This window comes from Enterococcus sp. B2E4 (genome assembly GCF_030499455.1).
GTDB lineage: Bacteria > Bacillota > Bacilli > Lactobacillales > Enterococcaceae > Enterococcus_D > Enterococcus_D casseliflavus.
Window position 1 is genome coordinate 604,346 of sequence record NZ_JAUKPK010000001.1, and the last position, 11,333, is coordinate 615,678.

Here is an 11,333-nt window from a genome sequence, read left to right on the forward strand (position 1 = left end):
TATCTACTAGTATATCAAAAGAAACGAATTTTTCTGCTTTTTTCCCGCCTTTTTTTAATAGTGAAATCCTCGCAGATTCGCTACTTCTTCAAAACCAGCCGACGTCCCCGTCTGCCGCAAGATCTCCTGCCCATTTTCTAAAAGGGTCAAGGCAATTTCCGTACTGGCGCTTTCGCGAATGATCCGATTCATTTGCCCAATAGAAGGTGCTAACAACGAATGGCCTTCTTTCGTCAACACTTCGATCGTCAGCAGCCACTGTTTTTGTTTGAGATGGATCACTAAACGGTCTTCCGTACGTTTGACATCATGAATCTTTGCACCATGATAAGTAGCAAAACGATATTCTTGGCTGCCGACTTGCATAACACAAATCGTTCCCAAAAAAGCAAAACCAGCAAAGGGAATGTCGGCTGCGGAGAAAAAGAACCGAACATCTGGCGCATCAAAGCTATTGCACTGAACCCAAATATAAGCTGCTGGAAAGGAGGTACCCCAGTCTTTTTCCAAATAACCGATCCCGTTCGTAAAATCGATTGGTTCTTCGTTCCAGTACAGTGTACCTTCTAAGGTATGACTCATGCTCAAGACACCGTGGTAGCATTCCATAAATGACAGATACGAAAAAGGCCCCATGATACTCGGCGCATAACGTGTCCGCTGAATCGGTTTGTGGTCGTTGTATTTTACTGCTCCTTGTACTTGGAGATCGTTATTTTTTAAAGAAACTTGAATACCTGCTTCACTAAAGATATTGTCACCAATCGTTACTTTTCGCTCCTCTTCTGAAACCTGAAAATCAGTTTCTGGAAAGGAGAAGTAATGCGCGCCCTCATGATTGATCACTTGAATGAACACTTCTTTGGTACCGTCTTCTTGAATCGAAAGACCAGGAATAAAAGCATAGACTTCTTCACCAATTTGGTGCTTATGGTACCAGCCTTCAAAAAAAGCGGTCTGCTTGTCGTGGCCGTGAAAGAACCGATCTGTTGTCAACATCTTGATTTCCCTCCGTTTCTTTTTTAAGTGTAGCATGAAGCAGAAAGATTCCTCAGGATAATGCTTTTGTCCATGTAAAAAAGCCAGAAACAAGCAACACACTTGTTTCGGGCTTTGCTTATTGCTTTTTCATCACTCGACGGGTCCACCAGAGAAAAATAAGAAACCCTACAACGAGCAGTGTCAAAAGTCCGCCGGTCATCCACGATGGATCCCCAATGTGATAAAATGCCATGGCTTTTTGCAGGCAACCAAGCAACACAAATACCCCCAGTAGAAAAACGATCGGATAAAAAGCTTTTTCTTTGCGTGATACAACAAAAACGATCGCCGCTACCAGCAAACTGCCAACCAATACTACATCAAAAGGAAATGCGATCGTCAGGAGCCACCAGCTTGGGGTCATCAGATTGATCAGCAGTGAAAGACCAATCCAGCCACTCACAACGAGCCAAAGGGAGCCGAAACGAATCACCTTGCTTGTGCCCTTCTTTTGATAGATAGTTTTACTGATGATCGCAAAAATCCCGATGACCGCTACCACAGTTCCCAATCCTGTTAAAAGATAATCCAGCAGGTTAAGAACCAGTGGTCCTTGATTTGTAAAATCAGCTATAAACTTGATCCCCCAACTGATACCAACCGCTAGATATGCCAATTTGAGACGCTCTTTGAGATTGCTCTTTGGCGTGTTTGCCAACAGTTCATCTGCCACCCCTTTCGGATCATTGCCAAAATAGTGTTGCGCCTCTTCTCCATGAGTTTGTGCTTCTAATAAATCCATTGCAATCGCGTATACCTGCTCTGTTACTTTATGCTCATCGTAAAAAAGGCTGGAAAGTAAGAGGTAACTTCGAAAATCATCAAAAAATTGGCGATTTTTCTCATTGAATTGTTGCTCGATCAGATTGGTTTGCTCTCGCCAATAGGTCGTCTCTTGTTTATCTGCCATGTTTCCTCACTCCTTAAATAATCCTTCGACTTTCTTCATTAGGTTCGTCCATTGTTCTCTAAATTGTGCCAAATAGTCTATGCCTTTCGGGGTGATCGAGAAATACTTGCGATCAGGTCCTTCAGGTGATTTTTTCATCTCAGAGGTAATAAGTTCTTGTTTTTCCAACTTCTGCAGCAAAGGATAGATCGTGCCGCCAACGATCGTTTCAAATCCTCTTTGCTTCAGTTCCTGTACCAGTTCATAACCATAAATCTCTTTTTGAGCAATCACTTGCAAAACACACCCTTCCAAAACCCCTTTTAGCAATTGCGTCTCTTTCACGATTTCCCTCCTTTGGTTCCCTTTATCTAGTTTGTTATACAAACTAGTGTTGTACCTAGTATACGTGTTTGTCACTAGTTTGTAAAGCATACTAGTAGTGAAAATAAAAACGGCCTTTTAAATAAGACCGTTTTTGACAAACTCGATGCTTTTTTTCTAGATGACAATATCGATATCCTCGGGTAAGAGGCTCTTGTAAAAATATACTTTATTCCGCTTTGATTCTAAAACCATTAGAATAATTTTTTCGGTGCAGTCTTTCAATACCTGTTTAAATACTGCTTCCCCTTCAGTATTCTCAGTGGCTCCTTTTTCTTCATCGTATCCCCTACAAGAGAGAAGCGCAAGATCAAAATGATAGGTCCTGAGCTGGTTGACTGCTGTAACTGAATTAACGGTAAACTTTTTGTTCGTTACCGTCCCGCCAACGATGGTCACCTCAGCAGCAGTATGTTCCGATAGTAGTGCGGCAGTTAGCACACTATTGGTTACCACTCGTAACCCATGAATTTTTTTCAGGTAAGGGATCAGGTGCAAAGCTGTGCTAGAACTGTCTACGAAAATGGTCATATCGTCCTCAATATACGTCACTGCACGTTCTGCAATTCTGCGTTTTTCTTCATCATTGACATAATTCCCCACTTTTGTCAGATAAGCCGCATCGACCTTCTCTGAATCGATCAGCATAGCACCACCTCGGGTACGTCTGATTTGTTCTTCGTTTTCCAGTTCAATCAGATCGCGTTTGACCGTAGCATCACTATAATGTAAGAATTCAACTAATTCCCCCAGAGAAGCAAATTTCGTTTCATTTAAATACATCATGATTTTCTGCTTACGCTCATCTTTTGCTTTCCCCATACATAAACTCCTTTTAAAAAAGAAATTCCCACCAATTTAATCCTGTGCCAATCAATCATTTCCTCTATTATCTCTGATAAAAACTTGCTTTGTCAACCGTATTCAGCAGTGTCAATTTATGGCGTACAACAGTTTTCACATCTTCTATTGGTTGTACATATACTTGATTTGGTTCATACATAGCAGGGGTTTCCGTCAATACTTTTCTGACTGAATCAAAAAATACGGATTTCAAATCAGAACTAAGATTTACTTTGCATACGCCATATTTTACAGACTCTCGCACTTCATGATCTGGGTTTCCTGACCCACCATGCAATACAAATGGTAAAGCAATACGATCGTTCAACTTTTTCAACAAATCGATGTTCAGTTTAGGGGTGATATTTTTTGGATACAACCCATGAGCCGTTCCGATCGCAATGGCAAGGGTGTCAATGCCGGTAGCACGTACAAAGTCTTCGGCTTGGTCGACATCTGTGTAAATAATTTCTGCAGCTCCCCCTTCTGCGGAGCCGTTGTTCCCAATCGTACCAATTTCTGCTTCAACGCTGACACCAACCGTATGTGCCAGTTCAACAACTTCTTTCGTGATTTTTTTATTTTCTTCGTAATCGGCTAATGATGCATCGATCATCACCGAGGTATAGCCATTACGGATCGCCCGCATGACATCGTAGATTGATCCACCGTGATCCAAATGAATAACGACTGGTACCTTACTTTTTAATGCGTACTCCCGCACTGTCGCTATGAAACAATCTCCTAAGTATTCGATCTCATCAGGATGAATTTCTAAAATGACTGGTGCATCCTGTGCCTCAACTTCTTCCATGATTGCTTTTAACATATCAAAACTGCAAATATTAAATGCTGGAACAGCAAATTTATGTTCTTTTGCTACAGCAAGTAATTCTTTCATTGTCATTAACATTGTGACATTCCTCTTTTCTTTTGATTCGTTTCGCTTCAACCTATAAATAGTTTCTAAATCAGTTTTCCTTCATCGGTTGGTTGGCGTTCCATTTCAGTTCTAGATTTTTTCAGAAATCCTAACATCAATGCTGTAACCACCGTTCCAGAAACGATTGCCACGACATACATCAACGGATTGTTCAATACATTGGGAATCGGTAAGATCCAGATACCCCCATGTGGAGCTAATGAAGTTACGCCGGCGCCCATTGATATTGCAGCAGCGGTTGCTGAACCTGCCATCAAACTAGGTATTACTCGTAATGGGTCAGCGACAGCAAATGGAATCGCACCTTCAGTAATATAAGATAATCCCAAAACCCAGCAAGACTGAGCGGAAGTTCGTTCTTCTTGAGTAAATTTTTGCTTAAACAAGATAGAAGCTAAGGCAATGCCTAGAGGCGGTGTCATTCCGGCAGCCATACAAGCCGCAATTGGTGCATTAACTCCTGCCGACATCAAACCAATACTAAAGGTTGAAATCGATTTATTGATGGGACCGCCCATATCAGCTGCCATCATAATGCCTATCAGTAAGCCGAATACCACACCACTCGTAGAACCAAGTCCATTAAGCCAATTCGTCAAAGCATCCAATACATAAGAGATTGGTTTATCAATGAAATAAAACATGGCAAAGCCAGTCACAGCAACTGAGATCAAAGGAACAATAATCAACTGATAGAGTGCGGCAAATGATTTTGCTACTGTTACTTTATTCGCTAAATAATCCGTAGCATACCCAGCGAGTAAACCACCAACCATCCCACCTAAAAAACCAGATCCTCCACTTGCCGCCATCGTTCCCGCAACCAAACCAGCGGCAAAGCCCGGTCTACCTGCAACGGAAGTGGCAATTCCTGCTGCAAGTGCAGGAACCATCAATGCAAAAGCCGTATTCCCACCAATCGTGCTTAAAACTTCGGCAATTTGATTGTATGAAGGATCGCTAGGATCAGCTGCATTGATCCCAAAAGCAAAACTAAACGCAATTAAAATTCCACCGGCAATAACCAAAGGCAACATGTAATTAACGCCATTCATGAAATGATTATAAATGCCAGCTTTCTTTCCAGATTCGTTTGAAGCATACTCGGCTTGGGCAATCGTGGTCACTTCTACCCCATCTATTGCCTCTTGAATTACTTTTTCTGGTTCTCTGATTGCTCTTGCGGTTGACACTCTTTTAACTTTTTTTCCAGCAAATCGGTCGGTCTGCACTTCTTTGTCAACCGCTAAAATGACAACCTCTGCCTGTTGAATTTCTTCTGTACTCAAAATGTTTTCGACTTTTACACCTTGTGTCTCGATTTTGATTGTATATCCCAATGATTTTGCCGTTTTATCCAGTTTTTCAGCAGCCATATACGTATGCGCAATTCCAGTCGGACAAGCAGAAATACCGACAATTTTCATACAGGTTCCCTCTTTTCTGATTGATTTGATTGAATATTGTTAATAATATCTGAGGCGTCTTCTGCCTTTTTTACTGCATTTCGAAATCCTTCGTGCATCAACAATCGTGCGAGATTGCTTAAGATGATTAAATGATCGTCAGTACTCTTTTCAGGTACTGCGATGACAAAAGAATAGATGACTGCCGTTCCGTCAATTGCTTGATAATCAGTAATTGGACTCGACTTTACGAAGGCGATTGCGGGTCTTAGCACTGCCTTACTTTTTGCATGAGGAATACCAAAATGATCCTCAATCCCAGTAGAGGTTTGTTTCTCGCGACGAAATAAATCGTTTTTGTACTTCTTTATATTACTGATAACTCCTGAGGACTCGAATAAAACAGATGCTTGAGTAAACAATTCTTCTTTTGTCCGAATTTGTTCATCAAATAAAATGAATCGTTCATCAATCAGTTGACCGATATCCAATTTCAACACCTCCATTTTTTTGTAATCGTTTTCGAAAACTTGCCTAAACTATACCATCGTGAACTAAACAGTTCAATGCTATGAGCTATTTAATGCAAATAGACGAAAAAAAGTGGGATAAGTTCATAAAAATGATCTATAAAAGTCAAAAAAAAGAACAAAGAACGACAAATCATCGTCCATTGCTCTCTTATTTCGATTAATACCTAACCTATACTAAAAAATTTTTTAAAAGAAGAATCGTAAGTAAATCTCTACTTTTCTTCCATTTCCGATATCTACACTTACAAGTCATTCTTTCGAATCAACGCTCATGTAATAAAACATGAATCAACGCTTCACCCCGCGTTGATAGGAATCATTGTACGCTTGAAAGGACTTATCGTGAAGTTTCGCCGCTGCATCTGCCAACCAGTTGACATTTCTGATCAATGCGCGGCCTTGTAGGACCAAATCCACTTGATTGGTTTGCAAAAGATATTCGCAAAGATCAGGATTATCCAATAAACCGACTGCTGCTACGGGAATATCGACCACTTGCTTGATAGCTGCAGCAAAGGGCACTTGATAGCCATCATAGATCGGAATATTAGGCTTTTTATCCACCACACCACCTGTGGAACAGTCAAGACAATCAATGCCATCCGCTTGAAGCCATTGGGCTACTTGCTGCCAATCTTCCAACGAATTTTGGCGTCCTGGTTCTTCATAGTCCGTCAGTGACAAGCGCATCCACAAGGACCCAGAAAAGACTGCTCGAACTGCTTGTACCGTTTCTTTTACAAAGCGATACCGATTCTCTAAGGAACCACCATACAGGTCGGTGCGTTGATTGACGAGAGGCGAAAGAAATTGATCCATCAAGTAGCCATGAGCCCCATGAAGTTCGATCATCGTAACACCCGCTTTGGCTGCTCGTTGGGCAGCCTGAACAAAACTATCTTGCACCCGTTTGATTTCCGACAGGGTCATTTCTGACGGTGACGGGTAGCGTTCGTTAAAGGCAACGGCACTTGGTGCCAAAGGATTGCTGGCATCAACTGCTTTTCGTCCTGCATGGCTTAGTTGGATGCCTACTTGCGCATCGAACCCATGCAGCAGTTCCACCAATTTCGTCAGCTCTGTTTGCTGCTCTTCATTCCATAACCCTAGATCATTGTTTGTGATTCGTCCGTCTGGTTCAACGGCAGTCGCTTCAATAATGATCAAGCCGACTTTGCTCAATGCTCGTGCCCCGTAGTGAACAAAATGAAAAGGCTCCGCAACACCGTCTTCTTTTTTTACTTCATACATACACATCGGCGACATAACGACGCGGTTGGCCAATGCTAAATTCGCTAGCTTCACTGGTGACAATAATTTGGACATGCTGACACTCCCTCAACGATTTTTCGCTTTGTATTTTTCTCTATATTCAGTATAAACAGCCCCTTCAAAAACACAAGCAATGACCCTTTTTCTCATTTTTCAAACAAAAAAATAGACGCATTCTGCTTGCTCCCATGACATTGGAACAATCAGCTGCCTCTTCCCACTATTATTATACCGCATCCAGAGTCAAAAAAATAGACTAGTATTTTTGGTGGATGCTCGTATAATTGAGATACTTTGGAGAATGGATGTGAGTCTGAATGAACGACCTAAAGGCTGAAAAGAAGCATCTCGCAGACACGTACCAGCAATTGCTGACACGAAAGACAATGCTGAGCAGCTTCTTGACTGAAGGCAGAAAAAAAGATCGCCTTGCGATGCAAAGCATCGGCGAAGAGATTCGCTTAAACTTTGATAATTTTGCTGACCGTTTAGATACTTTTGCTGCCATCGAAAGTAAGAACCGTGAGATCGACCAAATGAACGCCGCTCTTCAATCTGCTGAATGTGAATTAGCTGCCATCGACCGTCTACTGGATAGTCCCTACTTTGGTAAAATCTCCCTACAATTTGAAGATGAGGAAATGATAGAAGATTTTTACATTGGGATCAATGGTTTTGTTAATGAAAATAAGGAAGGGTTGATCTATGATTGGCGCTCCCCTATTGCCGAATTGTTCTATGCCAAACGCTTGGGCCCGGTCTCTTATCAAGTGAACAATCAGACGATTTCTGCCGCTCTTGAACATCGCCGACAATTTATTATCGAAAAAGATCACATGAAGCAAGCCTTTGATACCTCAGTCGCGATTCAAGATGAAGTGTTACTGGCAGCCCTTGAAGCCAATAATAGTCAAAAAATGCAAGATATCACTGCTTCGATCCAACACGAACAAAACGTCATCATCCGTGACTTAGCGCATAAAAACCTACTGGTCAACGGTGTTGCTGGAAGCGGAAAAACGTCTGCTGTCATGCAACGGATCGCCTTTTTGCTGTACCATTTTCGTGAAGAGATGACCGCAGAGAATGTCTTGATCCTCTCCCCGAACTCTCGGTTTATTGATTATATTTCGCAAGTGCTGCCTTCCCTCGGTGAAAAAAATCCATTGACGTTGACCATGCGGCAGTTTTGCCAAGCATTTCCTAGTGTTGACTTAGAATCGGAAGAGGCGTATTTTGACCGCATCCAGCAAACACCCAGTGAAGCGATCGACCTTTTGCGCAGTGCGGACTTCAGCCGCTTTCTTCAATCCTTGAGCAAACAGCTGCCAGAAGAACTTGTGCTTCAGTTTAAACCAATCAAAAGAAAAAACGTCATCCTTTTTTCTGAAGAAACGATCGACACTTTCTTCCAAGAGACACCGAAACAGGCATCCTTGCGCGATCGCATCCAAGCAGTCAAAAAGAAATTGGCTTACGCTTGGGAGGAACGACTGCAAAAAAATGCCTTAGCAGCAAATGTTCACGACCAAGTTCGTTCTTTGACTGAAGACGAACAGCGCTCCCTATTAGGGACAGTTTTAAAGGATGATTCAGAAAAAACAATTCAGAAAGCAGCCATTCGCCTCCTGAAGAAAAAATACGCAACGGTTTCCAAACAAATCAACGACCTTACTTGGTTTGATACAAAACGATTGTTAGCAGACAGTGCCGACTATTTTACTCACGGACAGATCACTTTGACGCAAACAACAGATAGTTTGGATTATACCGTTTGTCTATTGCTGATTCGTCATTTGCTCGCCGAAAAACAACCTGTCCCTGCGTTACGCTATCTGTTTATCGATGAAGTCCAAGATTATACGCCAGCACAAATTCAGTTTCTATTATGTCTTTTTCCTATGACCGCTTTTACCCTCGTGGGGGATCAGCAACAGGCGATCTTTACAAGTGCCATCACCGTATCAGAAATACAAACGTTATTTCAACAACAGGCGAAATTCCTCGAAACGTATCAGCTGACTACGAGTTATCGTTCTAGCGGTGCAATCACGCGGTTATTTGCCCAAATGCTACCAAAAGAAACCAATTTAAACATCTCTGCCGTTCGACCAGAAGGAAAGTTGCCACAGTTTTATGCCAATCTGCCTGACGTTGCGTTAGTAGACATAATAAAGGAACTTAAGCAACCAGTAACGATTATCACCAAAGATAGTCGATCCAGTGAGGAGCTCAAACAGTTCTTCGATAAACAGGCCGTGTCATTTCATGGAACGGTTTTACCGATTCATCTTGCCAAAGGATTGGAATTTAAGCAGGTCCTCTTATATGATGTCTCAGAAGAAAATTATCATACCGATCAAGACCGGCGAATTCTCTACACGGCGATTTCTCGTGCAATGGAAGAACTGGTGGTAACTTCAAAAGGAACCTTTTCGCCGTTTCTCCCTCCTTGCTAGTAGAACGAAAAACCTCCTATTTTCTATAGAATCTTTACAAGATTTGAGAGAACCCTGTCTTGCCTCTCTGAGTAGTTCTCTTATCTGACTGATTTAGAAAGCTATCGATCAAATAAAAAAGCATCAACGCGATTGCGTTGATGCTTTGCTTTTGAATTGATTAGCGATGGATGTAAGTATATCCAGATGCGCTAAATGTTTCAAGGTTTGGACCACCAGGACTGCCAAAGTTCATTCCGCCCTGAGAGATCGTGATGGTATTGTTTGATGCGTTGTATGATTCAACATAGGCAACGTGTCCATAGGATGGATCAGCATTCCACTGACCACCAACTGATTGACCAGCGGCAAAGACTACAACGGCTCCGGCTGCTGGTGTACCATTGACAGTGTACCCATCAGCTGCAGCTGACGCACCCCATTGTGCACCATTACCCCAGTAAGTACCTACCCAAGGAGCGCGGTTTTTCACGTACCAAGTACATTGACCCCAAGCATACATGTTACCTGAGCTTGAATGATCTTTTCCGCCGCCAGTAGAAATACTTCCGGTAGAATTATTGTTTGATGAAGAGTTTGAATCTGAGTTACTTGAGCTTGAATTGCTTGAACCAGTGTTTGAAGAGCCTGCGTTCGATGAACTTGAGCTGTTAGAACTGCTGGTATTGCTTGAGCTTGTGTTGCTTGAAGAACTACTTGTTGCTGTTTCAGTAGATGCTGTTGTATTCTCTGTCGTGCTTTCAGTTGATTGAGCAGCAGCTTCTTGTTGTGCTTCTTTCAAAGCAGCAGCTTGTCTTTCTTCTTCTGCTTTTTGAGCAGCAGCAGCTTCTTGTTGTTCTTTCAAGATACGTGCTTTTTCAGCTTCTGCTTCTTGTTTTTTCTTATTCAATGCATCTTTGTCTTTTTCAGCAGTCGCTTGTTCTGCTGCTAAGTTTGCTTTCAAGACATTTAAATCAGCTTGTTTTGCTGCAATGGCATCTCTTTGTTGGCTAAGTTCTGCTTGGTTCGCAGCAACTTCTTGGATTTTGCTTTCGTTTTCTTTGACTTTGTCTTCAACATCTTGTTTGTCTTGTTTTTGTTGTTCAACTAAATCATTGTTTGCATTGACGATCGTTGTCATCGCTTGTACGCGACCGATAACATCCGTTAAAGAATCTGCTTCTAAAACAGCATCAATGAAATTGGTGCTTTGACCGTTAACTTGTACATCACGGGCTTGCTTTTGGATTGCTTCTTCACGTTTGGCAATACGCAATTTCAATGTTGCGATTTTGTCTTGCAATTTCTCAGCTTCTTGACCTAACTCAACTTGTTTCGCTTCTAATGAAGCAACTTTTGCACTCACTGTTTCAATTTCTGCTTCTAGAGAATCGATTTGTGATTGGGCGTCAGCTTGCTGACCTTTAAGAGAATTGATTTTTTGGTCTTGCTGCTCGATTTGATCATCAATGGAATCTGCAAATACTAATGCAGGTGCTGCAACTGCTGTTAATGTTAGTGAACACACCATTAATGCTGATAACAAACTATTCTTCACTCGTTTTTCCTCCGACTAGCTGGTTG

10 protein-coding genes are annotated in these 11,333 nt (G+C 41.9%); 1 reads left to right on the forward strand and 9 read right to left on the reverse strand.

From position 1 onward, the window contains the following. Nucleotides 1-54: 54 nt before the first annotated feature. The 8 genes from Q1X33_RS02870 to Q1X33_RS02905 form a co-directional block, all read right to left on the reverse strand. A complete protein-coding gene (locus Q1X33_RS02870; RefSeq protein ID WP_301969536.1) occupies nucleotides 55-999 on the reverse strand; it encodes a tocopherol cyclase family protein in 945 nt (314 codons plus the stop codon). A gap of 118 nt (nucleotides 1,000-1,117) precedes the next feature. After that, nucleotides 1,118-1,951: a hypothetical protein gene (locus tag Q1X33_RS02875; RefSeq protein WP_218212893.1), complete on the reverse strand. Its 834-nt coding sequence runs from the start codon at nucleotides 1,949-1,951 to the stop codon at nucleotides 1,118-1,120. 6 nt (nucleotides 1,952-1,957) lie between these two features. After that, nucleotides 1,958-2,275, reverse strand: a complete 318-nt coding sequence (locus Q1X33_RS02880) for a PadR family transcriptional regulator (RefSeq protein ID WP_008377296.1) — start codon at nucleotides 2,273-2,275, stop codon at nucleotides 1,958-1,960. Nucleotides 2,276-2,431: 156 nt separating this feature from the next. Beyond that, nucleotides 2,432-3,136: a DeoR/GlpR family DNA-binding transcription regulator gene (locus tag Q1X33_RS02885; RefSeq protein WP_016610590.1), complete on the reverse strand. Its 705-nt coding sequence runs from the start codon at nucleotides 3,134-3,136 to the stop codon at nucleotides 2,432-2,434. Between the two features lie 67 nt (nucleotides 3,137-3,203). Beyond that, the gene (locus tag Q1X33_RS02890) at nucleotides 3,204-4,070 is read right to left on the reverse strand and encodes a ketose-bisphosphate aldolase (RefSeq protein ID WP_074932417.1); all 867 of its coding nucleotides are present in this window, start codon (nucleotides 4,068-4,070) and stop codon (nucleotides 3,204-3,206) included. Nucleotides 4,071-4,123: 53 nt separating this feature from the next. Further along, a complete protein-coding gene (locus Q1X33_RS02895) occupies nucleotides 4,124-5,527 on the reverse strand; it encodes a PTS fructose transporter subunit IIC (protein WP_301969537.1) in 1,404 nt (467 codons plus the stop codon). Next, nucleotides 5,524-6,006 carry a PTS sugar transporter subunit IIA gene (locus Q1X33_RS02900; RefSeq protein ID WP_271292706.1) on the reverse strand — a complete coding sequence of 161 codons (483 nt, stop codon included), beginning with the start codon at nucleotides 6,004-6,006 and terminating at the stop codon, nucleotides 5,524-5,526. The genes Q1X33_RS02895 and Q1X33_RS02900 overlap by 4 nt, the downstream gene beginning before the upstream one ends. A 321-nt stretch (nucleotides 6,007-6,327) precedes the next feature. Next, nucleotides 6,328-7,365, reverse strand: a complete 1,038-nt coding sequence (locus Q1X33_RS02905) for an NADH:flavin oxidoreductase/NADH oxidase (protein ID WP_218212896.1) — start codon at nucleotides 7,363-7,365, stop codon at nucleotides 6,328-6,330. A 263-nt stretch (nucleotides 7,366-7,628) separates the two neighbouring features. On the opposite strand from Q1X33_RS02905, the gene Q1X33_RS02910 reads away from it, so the two are divergent. Continuing rightward, a complete protein-coding gene (locus Q1X33_RS02910; protein ID WP_271811745.1) occupies nucleotides 7,629-9,770 on the forward strand; it encodes a UvrD-helicase domain-containing protein in 2,142 nt (713 codons plus the stop codon). 160 nt (nucleotides 9,771-9,930) lie between these two features. Here the strand turns inward: Q1X33_RS02910 and Q1X33_RS02915 are convergent, their stop codons facing one another. Then, nucleotides 9,931-11,307, reverse strand: a complete 1,377-nt coding sequence (locus Q1X33_RS02915) for a CHAP domain-containing protein (protein WP_271292449.1) — start codon at nucleotides 11,305-11,307, stop codon at nucleotides 9,931-9,933. Nucleotides 11,308-11,333 lie beyond the last annotated feature (26 nt).

What these genes read in the sequence shown, in the direction of transcription:
- Q1X33_RS02905 (WP_218212896.1), bottom strand. Translation starts at nt 7,365, where the DNA reads ATGTCCAAATTATTGTCACCAGTGAAGCTAGCGAATTTAGCATTGGCC.
- Q1X33_RS02885 (WP_016610590.1), bottom strand. Translation starts at nt 3,136, where the DNA reads ATGGGGAAAGCAAAAGATGAGCGTAAGCAGAAAATCATGATGTATTTA.
- Q1X33_RS02895 (WP_301969537.1), bottom strand. Translation starts at nt 5,527, where the DNA reads ATGAAAATTGTCGGTATTTCTGCTTGTCCGACTGGAATTGCGCATACG.
- Q1X33_RS02875 (WP_218212893.1), bottom strand. Translation starts at nt 1,951, where the DNA reads ATGGCAGATAAACAAGAGACGACCTATTGGCGAGAGCAAACCAATCTG.
- Q1X33_RS02890 (WP_074932417.1), bottom strand. Translation starts at nt 4,070, where the DNA reads ATGTTAATGACAATGAAAGAATTACTTGCTGTAGCAAAAGAACATAAA.
- Q1X33_RS02870 (WP_301969536.1), bottom strand. Translation starts at nt 999, where the DNA reads ATGTTGACAACAGATCGGTTCTTTCACGGCCACGACAAGCAGACCGCT.
- Q1X33_RS02910 (WP_271811745.1), top strand. Translation starts at nt 7,629, where the DNA reads ATGAACGACCTAAAGGCTGAAAAGAAGCATCTCGCAGACACGTACCAG.